Genomic DNA, 17189 nt, shown 5'->3' with positions numbered 1-17189 from the left:
ATGCCGACACGGCGGGCTGTCGATCGGAGGTGTCGATGCTGAAGGGGACCTGTCATTGCGGCGCGGCCCATTGGACGCTGGAGGGTGATCCCGGTGGAATCACCGCTTGCAATTGCACGCTTTGCCGCCGCTACGGCGCGCTTTGGGCCTATGATTATGGCGATGAACGCATTCGGCTCGCCGGGCCGCTGAAGTCCTACACGCGCGCCGAGGTGGCCGAACCCGCGCTGGAAATCCTGTTCTGCCCGACCTGCGCCTGCGTGCTCGCCTGGCGCGGCATGCTCTCCGACGAAAGCAGTCGCACGCGCATCGCCGTCAATGTCAGGCTGGCGCCGCCGGAGGAAGTCGCCGACCTGCCGATCGACCATTTCGACGGCCTCGATACGTTTGACGACCTGCCGCGCGACGGGCGCTGCGTGCGCGATATGTGGTTTTAGAAAACGGTTCGCGAGACCCGACGTTCGACGGCTGGCGTCAAGCTATCGTTGCCGGAGGCTTCCTTGCGCGGCGCCTCTACTGGCGCCGGCTCCGCCGGCATCGTCACTTCCGGCAGCACAACGAACTGCGGCCTCTGCTTGTAGGAGAAGCCGCCGCGGATGTTGCCCATCTTGCCGGCGACGATGTCCATCGCCGCCTTTTCGATATTGCGGTCGTAACGCGTTTCGGCTGCCACCGGCGCCGCCAAAGCCGCCAGCAAGGCCATGCCGCAAAGGAACGACTTCATTGTTCTTACCCCCTGCCTAGGACCAAGGTCTTAGCAGGGCGCCGTTGAAAATCGGCCAACAGACAGGGTAAGCGAACCGCCAAACGGAAGCGCTAACAAACGGTTAGCATAGAAAGCCGGCAAACTGATTCAAAAAGCTAACGTCTTGATTCAGGCGCGCTGCGCCTGAACACCATGGCCGAGCGTCGCGAAGACCGTGCGCACGATGCCGGCCGAATCCAGGCCAGCATCGGCATACATTTTTTCGGGCTTGGCGTGGTCGGTGAACACGTCCGGCAAGACCAGCGGACGCACCTTCAGGCCGCTTTCCAAGAGGCCCTCATGGGCAAGGAAATGCAGCACCTGGCTAGCGAAGCCGCCGATGGCGCCCTCCTCCACGGTCACCAGCACTTCGTGCGAACGGCCGAGGCGCCGGATCAGATCCTCGTCCAGCGGCTTGGCGAAGCGGGCGTCGGCGACGGTGGTGGAAAGGCCTGCAGCGCCGAGCTCCTCGGCGGCCAGCAGGCAATCCTGCAGCCGCGTGCCGAAGGAAAGCAGCGCGACCTTGGTACCCTCTTTCACGATGCGGCCCTTGCCGATCTCGAGCACCGAGCCGCGCTCCGGCATATCGACACCGACGCCGTTGCCGCGCGGATAGCGGAAGGCAATCGGACCGTCATCGTAGGACGCCGCCGTGCGCACCATATGGCGGAGCTCCGCCTCGTCGGCGGCGGCCATCACGACGAAGCCTGGCAGCGTAGCGAGGAAGGTGGTGTCGAAAGCGCCGCAATGGGTGGCGCCGTCGGCGCCGACGAAACCGGCGCGGTCGATGGGAAAGCGCACCGGCAGTTTCTGGATCGCCACGTCGTGGACGACCTGATCGTAGGCGCGCTGCAGGAAGGTCGAGTAGATGGCGGCGAAAGGCTTGTAGCCTTCGGTGGCCAGCCCCGCGGCGAAGGTCACCGCATGCTGCTCGGCAATGCCGACATCGAAGGTCCGCTTCGGAAACACCTCGCCGAACAGGTCGAGGCCGGTTCCGCTCGGCATGGCGGCGGTGATGGCAACGATGCGCTCGTCCTCGCGCGCTTCCTGGATCAGGCTCTCGGCGAAGACCTTGGTGTAGGCGGGCGCGTTGGCCGGCGCCTTGGCCTGCGCGCCGGTGATGACGTCGAACTTGTTGACGCCGTGATATTTGTCGGCGGCGGCCTCCGCCGGCGCGTAGCCCTTGCCTTTCTGGGTCACGACATGGATCAGCACCGGGCCTTTGCCGTTGTCGCGTACATTCCTCAGCACCGGGATGAGGTGCTCCAGATTGTGCCCGTCGATCGGGCCGATGTGGTAGAAGCCGAGCTCCTCGAACAAGGTGCCGCCGGTGACGTAGCCGCGCGCATGCTCGACCGCGCGGGTGATGGCGCGGTCGGCGCGCTTGCCGAGATAGGAGGTCAGCTTCTTGCCGAAATCGCGCAGGCCGAGATAGGCCTTGCCGGAAGCGAGCCTGGCAAGATAGGCGCTCATCGCGCCGGTCGGCGGCGCGATCGACATGTCATTGTCGTTGAGGATGACGATGAGGCGGGCATCCAGCGCGCCGGCATTGTTCAGCGCCTCGAAGGCCATGCCTGCCGACATCGAGCCGTCGCCGATGACGGAAATGACATTGTTGCGCCCGCCTGACAGATCGCGCGCCATGGCCATGCCAAGGCCGGCGGAAATCGAGGTCGAGGAGTGCGCGGCGCCGAACGGATCGTATTCGCTCTCGGCCCGCCGGGTGAAGCCGGAGAGGCCGCCTTCCTGGCGCAGCGTGCGGATGCGGTCGCGGCGGCCGGTCAGGATCTTGTGCGGGTAGGCCTGGTGGCCGACGTCCCAGATCACCCGGTCCTGAGGCGTGTTGAAGACATAATGCAGCGCGATGGTCAGCTCGACGACGCCGAGGCCGGCGCCGAGGTGGCCGCCGGTCTGCGAGACGGCGTCGATGAGCTCGGCGCGCAGTTCGGCGGCAAGCTGCGGCAGTGCCCCCTCATCGAGCTTCCGCAGGTCCGCGGGAATGCGGACCTTGTCGAGCAGCGGCGTGTCTGGCTTCACTCGGGCGCGTCCTGCCTCAATTGATCGAACAAGGCGCTACCAACAAATTGCGCCATAATCATGCGCGGAATAGGCCGCCGCCAAGCGAATGTAAATGCGCGTCAGTGACGCGCGGCTACAGGATCCTAGCTCTCGGGCAGCGGAATGAACTCTTCCTCATCGCCGGGAACGATATCGAAGCGGCCAGTCTTCCATTCCTGCTTGGCCTGCTCGATGCGTTCCTTCGAGGACGAGACGAAATTCCACCAGATGTAGCGCTGGGAACCCAGCGAAGCGCCGCCGAACAGCATGAAATGCGCGCCGCGCTCGGAAGAGACGACGATCTCCTCGCCGGGCTTGAACACCAGGAGCCGCTCGGCGGGGAAAACATCGCCGGCGATCGAGACATCGCCTTCCAGCGTGTAGATGGCGCGTTCCTCGGCATCGGCCGGGATCTTCACGCTGGCGTCCGCCGCCAGGCGCAGATCGGCGTAAAGCGTGTCCGATGCGGTCGCGACCGGCGAGCGCAGACCCGAGAACTCACCGATGACGACGCGGCCGCTGACGCCTTCGGCATCGATCTCAGGCAAGCGGGCCACCGACGTGTTCGCGAAAACCGGGGCAATCTCCTCCTTGCCGTCCGGCAGCGCCAGCCAGGTCTGCAGGCCGGAGACCGACATCGGCGCGCCGCGCAGTTCCTCCGGCGTGCGCTCGGAATGAACGATGCCGCGCCCGGCGGTCATAAGGTTCACGTCGCCGGGCGCGATCACCATCTCGGTGCCGAGCGAGTCGCGATGCCTGATCTTGCCGTCGAACAGATAGGTGACGGTGGAGAGCCCGATATGCGGATGCGGACGCACGTCGAGCGCATGGCCGGCGCGCAGGATCGCCGGGCCCATGCGGTCGAAGAAGATGAACGGCCCGACCAGACGGCGTTTCGCCGTCGGCAAGGCGCGGCGCACCTCGAAGCCGCCGATGTCCTTGGCGTTGGGGATGACCATCAGCTCGATCTGGTCGCAGGCGAAGGCATCGCCCGGTTCAGGATCATTTCCCGGAAAGAAGCTCATGTCGGTTCCTCAGGCGAAACGCAGCGCCGACCTGGCCTTCGCCTTGGCCGCCTCTTCCTCGCGGTTGCGCGGTTCCTGGTTGGTTTCGAGCGAATCGATCAATTCGCGCGCGGCGGCCGCGATCGCCTCCACGGCGTGATAGAAAGCATGCTCGTTGCGCTTCGACGGCTTGGTCGAGCCGCTCAGCTTGCGCACGAATTGCAGCGCCGCGTCATGCACCTCGTCATTGGTCGCCGGCGGCTCGAAATTGGCCAGGGTCTTGATGTTGCGGCACATGGCTTGAACTCCTTACCTTGCTTGCTCTGCCCGCCCAAACTATTCCGCGTCGAGCGGCTCCGTTCCGACCGGCTTGCCGTCGCGCGACAGCCTGATCTTCTCGACCTTGTCCTCGGCCGCCTTCAAGAGCCGGTCGCAATGTGCCTTCAGCGCCTCGCCGCGCTCATAGATCTTGATCGACTGGTCGAGCGGGACGTCGCCGCGCTCCAGATCGTCGACGATCTTCTCCAGCGCGTCGAGCGCCTGCTCGAAGCTCATCGCCTTGACGTCCTCATTGCCTTCCACTGCCATACCCTATCCCTTCATCAGCCGCCCGACATGGGCGGCGACTGAAAATGCCAGTCCCTGCAGATCGTAGCCGCCTTCCAGCAGGCTGACGAGCCTGTTGCCGCTGTGGCGGCCGGCGCGCTCCATCAATTGGCCGGTCGCCCAGTCGAAATCATCCTCGGTCAGGTTGATCTCGGCCAGCGGATCGCGGTGGTGCGCATCGAAGCCGGCGGAAATGATGATCAAATCCGGCGCGAAGGCATCAATGGACGGCAGCACGCGCGACAGGAAAGCGTCACGGAACAGGTCGCTGCCGGTCCGAGGCGCGAGCGGCGCGTTGACGATGTTGCCGGCGCCGGTCTCGCTCTTCGCCCCGGTGCCTGGGTAGAGCGGCATCTGATGCGTCGAGCAATAGAGCACCGACGGGTCGTCCCAAAAGATGTCCTGCGTCCCGTTGCCGTGATGGACGTCCCAATCGACGATGGCGACGCGCTCGGCCTGGTGCTTCTTCTGCGCGTGGCGGGCGGCGATGGCTGCCGTATTGAACAGGCAGAACCCCATCGCGGTGGTCTTTTCGGCGTGATGTCCCGGCGGACGCGCGGCGACGAAGACATTAGAGGCGCGGCCCTCGAAGACGTCGTCGACGGCGGCATTGGCCGCGCCGATCGCTGTCACCGCCGCCTGCCAGCTTTTCGGGCTGGCGCTGGTGTCGGCATCGATCGAGACGATGCCCCTCTGAGGGATCACCGCGCGCACGCGCTCGACGAAGTTCTCGGGATGCGCATAGAGGATGGTTTTCTCATCGCCTTCTGGCGCCTTGACGCGGTCGAGCGCCGAGAACGCCTCGTCGTCCAGCACGCGTTCGATGGCGCGCAGGCGGTCGGGCCGCTCGGGGTGGCCGGGCGGCGTGAGGTGTTCGAGGAAGATCGGGTGCGTGTAGAGACGGGTGGCCATGGCGCCTAATCTAGGCACCTGCGGCCGTAATGACCATGTTTGAAAAGCCGAATGGCTGGGGAAATTGCGCCAGCCCATGTCGTGCGCGCCATTGGCGGGTGCCGAACTTCGCGATAAGGTCATTCCGCTGCCTGGTGCCCGCGACGCGGGAGAATCGGGAACACGGTTGAACTCCGTGGCGTGCCCAACGCTGTGAGGGGGACCGCGCCGGCAAACGCCACTGTCCATGACGGGAAGGCGCCGGAGCGGGACGATCCCGAGCCAGAAGACCGGCCCGGCAGACATGGTCTTCCGCTTGGTCAGGCGGGGGACTGCTTGTCGCAAGGGGAAAAGCGATGACGGCAGCAGCGATCGCCGCGAGCGGCGACGACTTCGACCAATTGGCGCGCGACGCGGTCTATCGGGCAATGTTCACCAGGCGTGACGTGCGCAGCCATTTCACGGCCGACGATCTCGATGACTGTGTGCTGGCGCGGCTTCTCACCGCCGCGCATCATGCGCCGTCGGTCGGCTATATGCAGCCGTGGAACTTCATCGTCATCCGCGATGCCGAGCGGCGCAGACAAGTGCGCGACCTGTTCCTCGCCGCGCGCGAGCAGGAGTTGCCGGCGATCGAGGCGGAGCGGCAGGCGCTCTACCGCAAGCTGAAGCTCGAAGGGATTTGCGAAAGCGCGCTCAACCTCTGCATCACCTGCGACCGGCAGCGCTCGAAGCACTCGCCGCTCGGGCGCTGGCACAATCCGGAGATGGATCTCTACAGCACAGTCTGCGCGGTGCAGAATTTCTGGCTGGCGGCGCGAGCCGAGGGCGTCGGCGTCGGTTGGGTGAGTATCATCGAGACCGAGGCATTGAAGCGGCTTCTCGCGATCCCCGAACATGTCACGCCGATCGCCTATCTGTGCGTCGGCCGCGTCTCGGAATTCGCGCCGAAGCCGGACCTCGAAGCGCATGGCTGGGGCAAGCGCCTGCCGCTGCCGGAACTGGTGATGAGCGAGACGTTCCGCGGCGCCGGCGAGGCGCCGCTCAAATCGGCGATTGAAAGGCTAGGTCGCCAGCCAAGGCCGTGATCAAGCCGCCCGGGGCGTATCCCAGCGCGAGCCGCCGCCGAAGGAGCCCAGCGCCTTGTCGCGCAGTTCCCTGAATTTGGACGAGGCCTCAGCCAGCCGGCGATCCCATTCGGGATTGGGCGTCTGGCCTTCAATGGTTTCGAAATAGACCTGCATCAGCGATGCGATGGCGAAAGGCTCGATGAAGGCGGCCTTGAAGGCCCAGGCAAAGACGATGGCGAGCACGAAGGCCCAGCCGGCAAGCTGTCCCGGCATGACCCACAGGATCGCGGCCGCGGGCGCCAGCATCAACAGGAAGATAACGAAGGATACGCCCCACATGATCACCGCCAGCCAGATGGCGTTCTTGACCATGTGCTTGCCATTCTGCGCGTAGAGCACGACGCCTTGCCGCGCCGTCTCGAAGGGCGAGTTCGAATTGATGCGGATGTTGTAGCCGAGGATGATCTCGTCGACATAGGTCAGAGACAGGCGGATCACCGTGTTGATGAAGCTGACGATACCGCTCAGGCCGGGAATGGGCAGGAAGGCGGCGATGCCGCCGATCAGGCCTGTGATGGCGCGGATGGCGCCCTTGACCAGCTGGTCGACGACGAAAAGGACGTTGGCCTCGGCAAAGCGCTGGGTGACCACTTCCTTGGCATAGGCGATCTGGCCCTGGCCGTCAGGAACGTCATGGCCGTCGATCAGATGCACCATGACGGCGATATGACCCGCTTTCAACACATAAAGGATGTATTCGCGGATCCAGTAGACGGCGATCGACACGACGCCGAAGCCGACCACGCCGCCCCACAGCGCGAAGGACATCGGGCCGTCCGGATCGGTCGAGATATGGCCGACGCCGTAGCCGACACTGGCACCCGTGCCGGTCGCCATGATGTAGGCGACCGTGATGCCGAAATAGACGATCATGCGAAAGACGATAAACGGCCATGTCCGCATCATGATGGACACCGACCTGGCGATGCTGAAGTCCCACATGCCCCGACTCTCCACGCCCTAAGAGTTGGCGCAGGAGGATGCGCTCGCCCCGGCTATTGTCAACCGCGGCAGGGTTGCACCGGCCCGAAACCGGTGCACAACGTGGTGGCTTGGTTACCCAAGCGTGCCCTCAAGGCTTCTTGCGCAGGCCTTCGAGCAGTTGCTTGAAGGCCGCAATCACCTTCTTCGAGGTGGCTTCGGGATCCTTGGAATTGGCGATGCGCTGCGCTGCCTGGCTGCTGGCGCCGTTGATTAGCCGCGCAACTGTCTCGGGATCGACATCGGCGACGACAACCCCTTCCCCCTGCAACGCGGTCAGATGCCCGGTCATCGAGGCGATGCAGGCGTTGGCGTTCGGCCACTGTGCCGGATCGCCGAGCACAGCCGGGCCGTCGCGGAACATGATACGCTGGATTTCCGGCTCCAGCGCCATCTCGATATAGGTGGTGCATTCGTCGACGAAATGCTGCCAGCGGGTCGGCGCCTTCGACGCCACCTCGTTCACCCGCAAGGCCATCTCGCCGTCGATCTCGGCGATCACCGCCTGCAGCAGCCCCTTCTTGTCGCCGAAATGATGGTAGAGCGCGCCGCGCGTCAGGCCGGCCGAGGCAGTGAAATCGTCCATCGAGGCCTCGGCATAGCCGATCGTGCCGAAGGCATGGCGGGCGGCCGCGATCAGCTTGGCGCGCGTCTCGGCGATCATCTCCCTGCGCGGTCTGTGCATGCCCTGGCCCTATTCACATACGCGTCGTATGCCAATTGACATACGCGACGTATGAACTATCTCACATTTATACGCAGCGTATGTAATTATGTTATGTACTCTTGTCGAGGAGCAGGATCATGCGAAACCCCTATGCGGACATCTTTCGGGCTCCCGGCACGAAAGGCTTCGCCGCCGCCGCCTTCATCGCGCGCCTGCCGATCGCCATGGCGCCGATCGGTATCGTCGCGATGCTGTCGCAGACGCATGGCGAATACTGGCTGGCCGGCGCGGTCTCGGCCACCTACGCGCTGGTCAATGCTTTCCTTTCGCCGCAGGTGTCGCGGCTGGTGGACCGGCGCGGCCAGACGGCGATCGCGGCACCCATGACGCTTGTCTCGGTGCTTGCCTTCGCGACCTTGATCGTGGCGGCCAATCAGCACTGGCCGGCCTGGACCTTGTTCGGGTCGGCGCTGCTTGCCGCCACCGTGCCCAGCGTTCCTGCCCTGGTCAGGGCGCGCTGGACCGAGATTTTTCGCGACCGGCCGGAGTTGAACACCGCCTTCGCCTTCGAATCGGCGGCCGACGAACTGGTTTATGTCGCCGGCGCCTCGCTGTCGGTGGGCTTGAGCGCCGCGCTGTTCCCCGAAGCCGGCATGGTAGTCAGCACGGTCCTTTTAGCGCTCGGCTCAGCTGCATTCCTGCTGCAGCGCTCGACGGAGCCGCCTGTCCGCCCGGTCGAGCATGGCGCGACCGGTTCGGCGATCCGCCTGCGGCCGGTGCAGATCATCACCTTCGCGCTGATCTTCGTCGGCGCGACCTTCGCCACCACGGAAGTGACAACGGTCGCCATCACCAAGGCGCTTGGCCAGCCCGAGGCGGCGAGCCTGGTCATCGGCGTCTATGCGCTGGGATCCTTCGTGCTCGGCATCATCGTCGGCGCGCTCAGCCTGAAGGCACCGCTGCAGCGGCAATTGGCGGTGGCGGTCACCGTGATCGCGCTCACCACGCTGCCGCTGCTTTTCGTCGACAAGGTGCCGACGCTGGCGGTAGCGGTCTTCGTCAGCGGCGTCGCGATCTCGCCGACCTTCATCACCGCTTTCGGCCTGATCGAACGCCACGTGCCGCCGGCCATGCTGACCGAAGGCGTCACGTGGGTGACGACCGGCATCGGCATCGGCATGGCGCTGGGCTCCTTCGCCGCCGGCTGGATGGTCGAGACTTTCGGTCCGCAGAACGGGTTCTGGGTTTCCGTGGCGGCGGGTGCTATCGCGCTGGCGACCGTGCTAGCCGGGCAATGCCGGCTGGCGACGGATTGCGATGTGGACAGAGGCCGAGCGGTGGCGCCGGCGGAGTGACGGTATTCGGCCATCGCGTCGGTCCGCCCATGGTTGACGACGTCGCGGAGGCGTCAGCCAGCTACATAATCTCGGTCTTGGCGATGTGGATGCCGAAGCCCTCGAGGCCGACATAATGGCGCTCGCGTGAAGCGATCAGGTTGATCGACGAGATACCGAGATCCTTCAGGATCTGCGCGCCGAGGCCGATCTCGCGCCATTCGTTCTCGCGGCGGCGGGCCTCTTCGTGATCCTCGCGGTCGCCGCTTAGCGGCCGCTTGCGCTCCTGGTGGGCGACGCCGACCGAGCCTTCGCGCAGATAGACGATAACACCGCGCCTGCGCTCGCCCATCGCCTTCATGATGCCGTCGAGCCGGTGGCTGGTGCCGAACACGTCGGTCACGACATCCTCCGGATGCAGGCGCACCGGCACCTCCTCGCCGTCGCGGATGTCGCCGAAGACCACCGCCAGGTGGTGCATGGAATCCCATGGCAGCGTGTAGGTGAAGGCTTGCGCCTTGCCGCCGGGCGTTTCGATGTCGGAACAGGCGACGCGCTGGACCAGCGTTTCCTTGCGCTGGCGGTAGGCGATGAGGTCGGCCACCGAAACCTGCTTCAGGCCATGCTCCTCGGCGAAAGCCTGCACTTGCGGCCCGCGCTTGACGGTGCCGTCGTCATTGACCAGCTCGGAGATGACGCCGACCGGCGGCAGGCCGGCAAGCTTGCAAAGATCGACCGCGGCCTCGGTATGACCGGAGCGCATCAAGACACCGCCTTCGCGCGCGATCAGCGGGAAAATGTGGCCGGGGCGCACGAAATCCGACGGGCCGACATTGCCATTGGCGAGATTGCGCACGGTGAGCGTGCGGTCGTCGGCGGAAATGCCTGTCGTGGTGCCATGCTTGAAATCGACGCTGACGGTGAAGGCGGTGGTGTGGGCGGAGTCATTGTCCGCCACCATCGGCGCGAGGTTCAGCCGTCTCGCATCCTCGCGCAGCATCGGCGTGCAGACGATGCCGGAGGTGTTGCGCACGATGAAGGCCATTTTTTCCGGCGTGCAATGCACGGCGGCGACGATCAGGTCGCCCTCGTTCTCGCGCCCATCATCGTCCATGACGACAACGATCTCGCCGCGCTCGAAGGCGCGGATCGCTTCGACGATCTTCTTCTGGTCGTATGGCATAAGTGCTCGCTTCGCTCGCAAGGGAGTAGGGGAATAGGGCAGTAAGGGAGTAGGGGAAAGGAAAAAGTTGGCCACTGGGCAAGCGTTAACATACTCCCCTACTGCCTTACTCCCCTACTCCCCTCCCCGTTTGTCCTCTGTGCCGCAGATAATGATCGGCAATCGCGCAGGCAACCATGGCCTCGCCGATCGGTACGGCGCGGATGCCGACGCAGGGGTCGTGGCGGCCCTTGGTCATCACCTCGACATCCTTGCCGTCCTTGTCGATGGATTTGCGCGGGGTCAGGATCGACGAGGTCGGCTTGACGGCGAAGCGGGCGACGATCGGCTGTCCGGTCGAGATGCCGCCCAATATGCCGCCGGCATTGTTGGACAAAAACACCGGCTTGCCGTCATTGCCCATGCGCATCTCGTCGGCGTTCTGTTCGCCGGTGATGCGGGCGGCCTCGAAGCCGTTGCCGATCTCGACGCCCTTGACGGCGTTGATCGACATCAGGCCGGACGCAATATCCTGATCGAGCTTGGCGTAGATCGGCGCGCCGAGACCCGGCGGCACGCCGTCGGCGACGATCTCGATCACCGCGCCGACCGAGGAGCCGGCCTTGCGGATGCCGTCGAGATATTGGGTGAACACCGGAACCGAGGCCGGATCCGGGGTGAAGAACGGGTTTTCGGCGTCGCCGACGAAATTCCAGTTCCAGTTGGCGCGATCGATGGACTTTTCGCCCATCGAGACCAGCGCGCCGCGTACCGTCATGCCGGGCACAACCCTGCGCGCCAGGGCGCCGGCAGCGACCCGCGCCGCCGTCTCGCGCGCCGAGGAACGGCCGCCGCCGCGATGATCGCGCAGGCCGTATTTGACGTCGTAGGTGTAGTCGGCATGGCCCGGCCGGTACTGGCGGGCGATCTCGCCATAATCCTTGGAGCGCTGGTCGACATTCTCGATCAGCATCGACACCGGCGTGCCGGTGGTGATCATCGTCTCGCCGTCCTCGTCGAGGATGAAGCCGGACAGGATCTTGACCTCGTCCGGCTCGCGGCGCTGCGTGACGAAGCGCGACTGTCCGGGGCGGCGGCGGTCGAGCTCGGCCTGGATGTCCTCGCGCTTGAAGCGGATGCCGGGCGGGCAGCCGTCGACAACGCAGCCGAGCGCGGCGCCATGGCTTTCGCCCCAGGTGGTGACGCGGAAAAGGTGGCCGAATGTGTTGTGAGACATGAACAACGCCCTGCCCGGGTGACGAAACCGGCTACGGCTGCCTTCTATTGGCGTTTTCCACAGTGGTCAAACGGTGATCGGATGCATCAAACTGTGATGTCGCGGATTTAGTTTTGACACATTCGGTTGGTTTCTGCTCTCTTCCCATCCGCCGTTGAGGACCCGCCGCTGACGAGCCGGCGCAATGACCTAAAGAGGACGACGATGCGTACCCTGATTGGCGCCGCCTGCGCCATGCTGCTGATTTCCACCGCCGCCGCGTTCGCCGGCCAGACCGAAGGCCTGATCAAGAAGGTCGACAAGGACACGCTGACGCTGACGCTGGACGACGGCAAGGCCTATAAGCTCAACGCCGAAACCGATGTCGACTCGCTGAAGCCGGGCATGGACATCGTCATCGCCTATGACGTGAGCAATGGCGAGAATGTCGTCACCGACATGCAGTTGCCCGACAGCGACCAAAATTAATTCAGGTGAGGCCGGCCTTGCAAATGGCGGCTTCCTGCGCTTCCGGTGTTCACGTACGAAGAGTGCGCTCCGCTCCGGTTCTCGGAACCCACCATTTTCGGCTCGGCCTGACCTGAATTCGCCGCGCCGCGAGGTTCTGGCCACCGCGCACCGTCGGTGTTTGGAAACTGGCCGGGACGCCAAAGCTTCGTCATTCCAGGGCGACGCAAGGAGCGCAGCGACGCGCGCAGACCCCGGAATCCATGCCGTTACGTCAGAGCTTTGCAGCGGTGCAGAACGACCTTTGTTCTGCGCCGTTTTTACTATTCGGCTGAGGGCGCGGCATGGATCTTTGGGTCTTCGCTCCGCTTCGCCCGGGGATGACGACCTTCAGGGCCGCACCTGGACTACAGCCACTCCAGGCTGCGGCCCTCCAGCCGGAGCAGGCGGTCCTGCGGGATCTCCAGGGCGGCCGCATCGTTCTTGGATATGCCTTCGACGAAGCGGAAAAGGCAGCGCATCACGCCGCCATGGGTGACGCACACCGTCTGCCGGTCAAGCGCTTCGAACCAAGGCTTCACCCGTTCAAGCAGCATCTCGTAGCTTTCCGCGCCCTCGCCGGGCGGCTGGAAATCCCATTTGGCGGCGCGGCGGCCATGCGTGGATCCAGGATGCCGGGCCTCGAGCTCCCGAAACGTAAAACCCTGCCATTCGCCGAAACTCAATTCCACCAGACGCGGCTCCGTCCGGTAGGCGAGCGGGTCGAGCTCCATTGCCGCGCGCATCAGTTCCATGGTTTCGCATGTGCGCCGCATCGGACTTGCGACAAAGTCGAAATCCTCACCTTTGCCGATCATCGCGGCCAGGCGCCGTCCGTTGGCAGTCGCCTGCTGGCGTCCAAGCTCATTGATGTCGGTGTCGGCCTGACCCTGCAGACGACGCTGGGTATTCCACTCGGTCTGGCCGTGGCGCGCGATGTAGACGAGCGGGTACATCAAGTCTTCCGAGGTCGGGCCAGGGCCTGGGACGAAGGGTAAGCGGAGCGGATCAGTCCTTGACGGTCGAGATATCCGGCGCGTCGACCGCCTTCATGCCGACGACGTGGTAGCCGGAATCGACGTGATGGACCTCGCCGGTCACGCCGCGCGACAGGTCCGACAGGAAATAGACGCCGGAATCGCCGACCTCTTCCTGGGTGACCGTCTGCTTCAGCGGCGAATTATACTCGTTCCACTTCAGGATGTAGCGGAAATCGCCGATGCCTGAGGCAGCGAGCGTCTTGATCGGCCCGGCCGAGATCGCGTTGACGCGGATCTTCTTGGCGCCGAGGTCAACGGCGAGATAGCGCACGCTTGCTTCCAGCGCCGCCTTGGCGACGCCCATGACATTGTAATGCGGCATCACCTTCTCGGCGCCGTAATAGGTCAGCGTCAAAAGCGAGCCGCCGTCGGTCATCAGCGGCTCGGCGCGCTTGGCGATCGTGGTGAAGGAAAACACCGAAATGTCCATGGTGCGCAGGAAATTGTCGCGCGTCGTCTCGACATAGCGGCCGGTGAGCTCGTCCTTGTCGGAGAAGGCGATGGCATGGACGAGGAAGTCGAGCTTGCCCCAATGCTCGGCGATGTCGGAGAAGACCGCGTCGAGGCTTTCCGGGTCGGTCACGTCGCAATGTCCAGCGACATGCGCGTTGAGCTCTGCCGCGAGCGGCTCGACGCGCTTCTTGAAGGCCTCGCCCTGATAGGTCAGCGCGATTTCGGCGCCGTGATCGACGCAAGCCTTGGCGATGCCGAAAGCGATCGACCGATTGTTGGCGACGCCCAGGATCAGGCCTCGCTTACCGGCCATCAGGCCCTGTCCACCTGCCATGTGCAAGCTCTCCGCAAGAATATCTGCTTTGTGGAGAGCCCTATCGCACAGGCACAGAGCCCCTTCAAGCGCTCAAAAGACACTGTGACGGGAACAAAATTCCCTCGATCAGCCTTTTCGGCGGCGCATCAGGGCCTCGAGCTCGGCATCGCCGCCCTCCGGCAGCATCAGCCGCACATGGGCATAGAGATCGCCATGGCCGCCTGCCTTTTCCGGCAGGCCCCTGCCCTTCAGGCGCAGCACCTTGTCCGAGCTCGACCATGCCGGAACGTTGACCGCGAGCTTGCCGGTCGGCGTCTCGACCGCCACCTTGGCGCCGAGCACGGCGTCGGCCAGATCGACGGGCAGGTCGACATGCAGGTCGCGCCCCTCGATGCGGTAGCGCGGGTGCCGGCGGATGTGGATCTTGACCAGCGCGTCGCCGGGCTGGCCCGGACCCTGCTCGCCCTGGCCCTTCAGGCGAATCGTCTGGCCGTCCTCGACATAGGCCGGCAGCTTGACCGCCACCTTGCGGCCGTCGGGGAACATCGCCGTCACCTTATCGGCGGTGGCCGCCTCCTCGACGCTGATGTCCATGGTGACGTTGAGGTCGGCCGCCTGCACCGGCTGGCGGCGATCGCCCCGGCCGGCGCCGCGCGCGCCGGAAAAGGCATCGCCGAAGATCTGGCTGAAGATGTCACTGTTGCCGTCGAACGGATCGCCGCCCGGGCGCCCAGTGCGGAATTCGAAATGCGCGCCGCCCGGGCCCTGCTGACGGCGGAACCCCGCGAACGGGTCGCCGCCGGCCGCACCCTCGAAACCCTGGAATTTCGGCTTGCCGTCAGCGTCGATCTCGCCGCGATCATAGGCGGCGCGCGTCTTCTCGTCGCCAACGATCTCGTAAGCCTGGTTGGCGGCGGCAAAACGGTCCTTCGCCTTGGGATCATTCGGATTCTGGTCCGGATGATGCTTCTTGGCGAGCTTGCGGTAAGCCGATTTTATGTCCTTCGCCGATGCGTTCTTGGCAACGCCCAGCACCTCATAGGGGTCGCGCATACTTCCTGCCTGCTAGAGATTGGATTTGTGGTCGCCCCCTATATGCGCTCGCATAGGAAGAAATTCCAGTGGCGCAAGGGCAATTAGCGCGTGAAACTCAAAGCGCCCAAATCAAAGCGCCTTGAACTCCTGCATGCGCCAGCCGCCGGCGCCGGCGAGGCACAGCTCGCCCTTGTAAAGGGCGACGCCGTCGAAGCTCTCGCGCGTGGCGCTGAAGCGGCGGCAGGTCAGGCCGCCGTCCTTCAGCTCGACCAGTTCTGTGATCGCGCCGCGCGAGCCGGTGCCGGCATTAGCCCATGGCACCGTCTGGCCGCCAAGCTCTTTGATGTCGGCGGAAGAAACCGCGTTGCCGATGGTGGTCTGGTCTGAGTCCTGGTCGGAGACTGCCGGGGCGGCAGGCGAGGACGGCGCGCTGGCGGTGATGATCGAGCGGTCGACCTCGGCCTTTTGCAGGCTGAAGCCGCCGGCGCCGCAGGCGGCAAGGGGAAGCGCCAACGTCAGCAGCGCAGCCTTGGCGCTGGCCGAAGCGATAACGCTCCATTGCCCGCTGTCAAAAGCTTGCGCGATACGCGACAATCGGCGAACTCCTCCCGCAATGTTAAAAATTTGGAAAACTATGAACGAAACCGAGTTAACAAGCAGTGACTTCACCGAAGCGGCGGAGCCGTTCCGGCTTTTTGCCGCGTGGCTGGAGGACGCGACCAAAAGCGAGCCCAACGATCCCAACGGCGTCGCTCTGGCGACCGTCGACGCCGACGGCATGCCGGATGTGCGGATGGTGCTGCTCAAGGGGTTCGACGAAAAGGGGTTTGTCTTCTACACGAATTTCGACAGCGCCAAGGGCCGCGAGATTCTTGGCAGCATGAAGGCGGCGATGTGCTTCCACTGGAAATCGCTGCGCCGCCAGGTGCGCGTGCGCGGGCCGGTGGAGATCGTCAGCGACGCCGAGGCCGACGCCTATTACGCCACGCGCCCGCGCGGCAGCCGCATCGGCGCCTGGGCCTCGAAACAGTCGCGGCCGCTGGAGAGCCGCTTCGCGCTGGAGAAGGCGGTGGCCGAATACACGGCGCGCTACGCCATCGGCGAGATCCCGCGGCCAAAACACTGGTCGGGTTTCCGTATCGTGCCGCAGACGATCGAGTTCTGGCACGACCGGCCGTTCCGCCTGCATGACCGTGTCGTGTTTACACGCAATGCCGCCGGCGGCTGGGACAAGACCAGGCTTTATCCCTGAGGGCGCGCGCGGGCGACGCCTTCAGCTCTTCTTGCGCGTCATGAAAGCGGTCAGCGCGGCGCGCGCCTCTTCGGATGTCAGCCGCTCGCGGAAATGTTCACTTTCCACCTTGATGCGGGCGATCAGCGCTTCGCGCGGCTCCCGCATCAGGTCGCGCGCAATCTTCAGCGCCTGCGGCGGCTTGGCGGCGATGCCCTCGGCCGCGGTCAGCACCGTGCTTTCCAGCGCGTCTTCCGCGACGACGTCGTAGATCATGCCGGCGGCCTTGGCGCGCTCGGCCGAAAAGCCCTCGCCGAGGCCGAGCAGCGCGAAGGCGCCCTGCCGCCCCAGCAGTTGCGGCGCGATCAGGCTGGAGCCGGCCTCCGGCACCAGGCCGAGATCGACGAAAGGTGTGCGGAACAGCGTGCGCGGCGTGGCGAAGGTCAGGTCGCAATGCAGATTGAGCGTGGTGCCGATGCCGACGGCGATGCCGTCGACGCCCGACACCATCGGCTTTTCGGCGTTGGCCAGCGCCATCAGGAAATCCCACACCTCATTGCCGCCCTCGCCGCCGGTGGCGATGACCAGGAAATCGGCGAGGTCGTTGCCGGCGGAAAAGGCGCCCGGAACGCCGAGGAAGACATGCACGCGGACGGCCGGATCGGCATCACCCTCGGCAAGGGCGGCCGACATTTTGGCGTACATGGCGCGCGTCAGCGCGTTCTTCTTGTCCGGCCTGTTCATCCGGATGATCTGCACGGCGCCCCGGCGCTCTATGAGGATATGGTCTGTCACAATCGGTTCCTTTGACGA

The 17189-nt window shown here is 64.8% G+C and carries 20 protein-coding genes and 1 riboswitch; of the genes, 5 read left to right on the top strand and 15 right to left on the bottom strand.

Translation table 11 applies throughout. From position 1 onward, the window contains the following. The first annotated feature begins 35 nt into the window (after positions 1–35). Complete coding sequence (locus tag EN852_RS05555) at positions 36–437, top strand: GFA family protein (RefSeq protein WP_127875441.1); 402 nt, start codon at positions 36–38, stop codon at positions 435–437. Here the strand turns inward: EN852_RS05555 and EN852_RS05550 are convergent. From EN852_RS05550 to EN852_RS05525, 6 genes are all read right to left on the bottom strand, one after another. Continuing rightward, positions 434–724 (bottom strand): hypothetical protein, encoded by a 291-nt coding sequence (locus EN852_RS05550; protein ID WP_127875442.1) that lies wholly within the window; start codon positions 722–724, stop codon positions 434–436. The two genes, EN852_RS05555 and EN852_RS05550, sit on opposite strands and share 4 nt — an antisense overlap. Positions 725–874: 150 nt before the next feature. Continuing rightward, positions 875–2782, bottom strand: coding sequence for a 1-deoxy-D-xylulose-5-phosphate synthase (dxs, locus tag EN852_RS05545; protein WP_127875443.1), 1908 nt, complete (start codon positions 2780–2782; stop codon positions 875–877). Between the two features lie 125 nt (positions 2783–2907). Continuing rightward, positions 2908–3828, bottom strand: a complete 921-nt coding sequence (locus tag EN852_RS05540; RefSeq protein WP_127875444.1) for a pirin family protein — start codon at positions 3826–3828, stop codon at positions 2908–2910. Between the two features lie 9 nt (positions 3829–3837). After that, the gene (locus tag EN852_RS05535; RefSeq protein WP_112125897.1) at positions 3838–4104 is read right to left on the bottom strand and encodes a DUF2277 domain-containing protein; all 267 of its coding nucleotides are present in this window, start codon (positions 4102–4104) and stop codon (positions 3838–3840) included. Positions 4105–4143: 39 nt separating this feature from the next. Beyond that, complete coding sequence (locus EN852_RS05530) at positions 4144–4395, bottom strand: exodeoxyribonuclease VII small subunit (protein WP_027164646.1); 252 nt, start codon at positions 4393–4395, stop codon at positions 4144–4146. A 3-nt stretch (positions 4396–4398) separates the two neighbouring features. Beyond that, positions 4399–5325 carry a histone deacetylase family protein gene (locus EN852_RS05525; protein WP_127875445.1) on the bottom strand — a complete coding sequence of 309 codons (927 nt, stop codon included), beginning with the start codon at positions 5323–5325 and terminating at the stop codon, positions 4399–4401. A 115-nt stretch (positions 5326–5440) separates the two neighbouring features. Then, positions 5441–5618, top strand: a riboswitch (cobalamin riboswitch). A gap of 42 nt (positions 5619–5660) precedes the next feature. Between EN852_RS05525 and bluB the strand changes: the two genes are divergently transcribed. Next, positions 5661–6392 (top strand): 5,6-dimethylbenzimidazole synthase, encoded by a 732-nt coding sequence (gene bluB / locus EN852_RS05520; RefSeq protein WP_127875446.1) that lies wholly within the window; start codon positions 5661–5663, stop codon positions 6390–6392. On the opposite strand, the gene EN852_RS05515 is transcribed toward bluB, so the two are convergent. Both EN852_RS05515 and EN852_RS05510 read right to left on the bottom strand, forming a co-directional pair. Beyond that, positions 6393–7376: a hypothetical protein gene (locus EN852_RS05515; protein WP_127875447.1), complete on the bottom strand. Its 984-nt coding sequence runs from the start codon at positions 7374–7376 to the stop codon at positions 6393–6395. It abuts the gene before it with no gap. A 130-nt stretch (positions 7377–7506) separates the two neighbouring features. After that, positions 7507–8100 carry a TetR/AcrR family transcriptional regulator gene (locus EN852_RS05510; protein WP_127875448.1) on the bottom strand — a complete coding sequence of 198 codons (594 nt, stop codon included), beginning with the start codon at positions 8098–8100 and terminating at the stop codon, positions 7507–7509. A gap of 119 nt (positions 8101–8219) precedes the next feature. Between EN852_RS05510 and EN852_RS05505 the strand changes: the two genes are divergently transcribed. Then, positions 8220–9437: an MFS transporter gene (locus tag EN852_RS05505; protein ID WP_127875449.1), complete on the top strand. Its 1218-nt coding sequence runs from the start codon at positions 8220–8222 to the stop codon at positions 9435–9437. Between the two features lie 61 nt (positions 9438–9498). Here the strand turns inward: EN852_RS05505 and ribB are convergent, their stop codons facing one another. After that, the gene (gene ribB / locus EN852_RS05500; protein WP_127867065.1) at positions 9499–10599 is read right to left on the bottom strand and encodes a 3,4-dihydroxy-2-butanone-4-phosphate synthase; all 1101 of its coding nucleotides are present in this window, start codon (positions 10597–10599) and stop codon (positions 9499–9501) included. 106 nt (positions 10600–10705) lie between these two features. Continuing rightward, complete coding sequence (aroC, locus tag EN852_RS05495) at positions 10706–11815, bottom strand: chorismate synthase (protein ID WP_127875450.1); 1110 nt, start codon at positions 11813–11815, stop codon at positions 10706–10708. Positions 11816–12019: 204 nt separating this feature from the next. Between aroC and EN852_RS05490 the strand changes: the two genes are divergently transcribed. Next, entirely contained in the window at positions 12020–12283 is a 264-nt protein-coding gene (locus EN852_RS05490) for a DUF1344 domain-containing protein (protein ID WP_127875451.1), read from the top strand. Positions 12284–12669: 386 nt separating this feature from the next. Here EN852_RS05490 and EN852_RS05485 read toward each other — a convergent pair whose 3' ends face one another. The 4 genes from EN852_RS05485 to EN852_RS05470 form a co-directional block, all read right to left on the bottom strand. After that, positions 12670–13257 carry a histidine phosphatase family protein gene (locus EN852_RS05485; RefSeq protein ID WP_127875452.1) on the bottom strand — a complete coding sequence of 196 codons (588 nt, stop codon included), beginning with the start codon at positions 13255–13257 and terminating at the stop codon, positions 12670–12672. 52 nt (positions 13258–13309) lie between these two features. After that, positions 13310–14128 (bottom strand): enoyl-ACP reductase FabI, encoded by an 819-nt coding sequence (gene fabI / locus EN852_RS05480; RefSeq protein ID WP_127875453.1) that lies wholly within the window; start codon positions 14126–14128, stop codon positions 13310–13312. Between the two features lie 108 nt (positions 14129–14236). Then, on the bottom strand, positions 14237–15163 hold the full coding sequence (locus EN852_RS05475; RefSeq protein ID WP_127875454.1) for a J domain-containing protein: 927 nt from the start codon (positions 15161–15163) through the stop codon (positions 14237–14239). Positions 15164–15274: 111 nt separating this feature from the next. Beyond that, positions 15275–15739: an RT0821/Lpp0805 family surface protein gene (locus EN852_RS05470; protein ID WP_127875455.1), complete on the bottom strand. Its 465-nt coding sequence runs from the start codon at positions 15737–15739 to the stop codon at positions 15275–15277. A 40-nt stretch (positions 15740–15779) separates the two neighbouring features. Between EN852_RS05470 and pdxH the strand changes: the two genes are divergently transcribed. Then, a complete protein-coding gene (pdxH, locus tag EN852_RS05465; protein WP_127875456.1) occupies positions 15780–16397 on the top strand; it encodes a pyridoxamine 5'-phosphate oxidase in 618 nt (205 codons plus the stop codon). 21 nt (positions 16398–16418) lie between these two features. On the opposite strand, the gene EN852_RS05460 is transcribed toward pdxH, so the two are convergent. Further along, positions 16419–17171, bottom strand: coding sequence for a crotonase/enoyl-CoA hydratase family protein (locus EN852_RS05460; RefSeq protein WP_127875457.1), 753 nt, complete (start codon positions 17169–17171; stop codon positions 16419–16421). Positions 17172–17189 lie beyond the last annotated feature (18 nt).

The organism is Mesorhizobium sp. M2E.F.Ca.ET.209.01.1.1 (assembly GCF_004010375.2).
Taxonomy (GTDB): Bacteria; Pseudomonadota; Alphaproteobacteria; order Rhizobiales; family Rhizobiaceae; genus Mesorhizobium.
This window is presented reverse-complemented; position numbering and strand designations above follow the sequence as displayed.

What these genes read in the sequence shown, in the direction of transcription:
- EN852_RS05485 (WP_127875452.1), bottom strand. Translation starts at nt 13,257, where the DNA reads ATGTACCCGCTCGTCTACATCGCGCGCCACGGCCAGACCGAGTGGAAT.
- EN852_RS05475 (WP_127875454.1), bottom strand. Translation starts at nt 15,163, where the DNA reads ATGCGCGACCCCTATGAGGTGCTGGGCGTTGCCAAGAACGCATCGGCG.
- pdxH (WP_127875456.1), top strand. Translation starts at nt 15,780, where the DNA reads ATGAACGAAACCGAGTTAACAAGCAGTGACTTCACCGAAGCGGCGGAG.
- EN852_RS05555 (WP_127875441.1), top strand. Translation starts at nt 36, where the DNA reads ATGCTGAAGGGGACCTGTCATTGCGGCGCGGCCCATTGGACGCTGGAG.
- EN852_RS05515 (WP_127875447.1), bottom strand. Translation starts at nt 7,376, where the DNA reads ATGTGGGACTTCAGCATCGCCAGGTCGGTGTCCATCATGATGCGGACA.
- EN852_RS05510 (WP_127875448.1), bottom strand. Translation starts at nt 8,100, where the DNA reads ATGCACAGACCGCGCAGGGAGATGATCGCCGAGACGCGCGCCAAGCTG.
- ribB (WP_127867065.1), bottom strand. Translation starts at nt 10,599, where the DNA reads ATGCCATACGACCAGAAGAAGATCGTCGAAGCGATCCGCGCCTTCGAG.
- aroC (WP_127875450.1), bottom strand. Translation starts at nt 11,815, where the DNA reads ATGTCTCACAACACATTCGGCCACCTTTTCCGCGTCACCACCTGGGGC.
- EN852_RS05540 (WP_127875444.1), bottom strand. Translation starts at nt 3,828, where the DNA reads ATGAGCTTCTTTCCGGGAAATGATCCTGAACCGGGCGATGCCTTCGCC.
- bluB (WP_127875446.1), top strand. Translation starts at nt 5,661, where the DNA reads ATGACGGCAGCAGCGATCGCCGCGAGCGGCGACGACTTCGACCAATTG.
- EN852_RS05505 (WP_127875449.1), top strand. Translation starts at nt 8,220, where the DNA reads ATGCGAAACCCCTATGCGGACATCTTTCGGGCTCCCGGCACGAAAGGC.
- EN852_RS05535 (WP_112125897.1), bottom strand. Translation starts at nt 4,104, where the DNA reads ATGTGCCGCAACATCAAGACCCTGGCCAATTTCGAGCCGCCGGCGACC.
- EN852_RS05550 (WP_127875442.1), bottom strand. Translation starts at nt 724, where the DNA reads ATGAAGTCGTTCCTTTGCGGCATGGCCTTGCTGGCGGCTTTGGCGGCG.
- EN852_RS05525 (WP_127875445.1), bottom strand. Translation starts at nt 5,325, where the DNA reads ATGGCCACCCGTCTCTACACGCACCCGATCTTCCTCGAACACCTCACG.
- EN852_RS05530 (WP_027164646.1), bottom strand. Translation starts at nt 4,395, where the DNA reads ATGGCAGTGGAAGGCAATGAGGACGTCAAGGCGATGAGCTTCGAGCAG.
- EN852_RS05490 (WP_127875451.1), top strand. Translation starts at nt 12,020, where the DNA reads ATGCGTACCCTGATTGGCGCCGCCTGCGCCATGCTGCTGATTTCCACC.
- fabI (WP_127875453.1), bottom strand. Translation starts at nt 14,128, where the DNA reads ATGGCAGGTGGACAGGGCCTGATGGCCGGTAAGCGAGGCCTGATCCTG.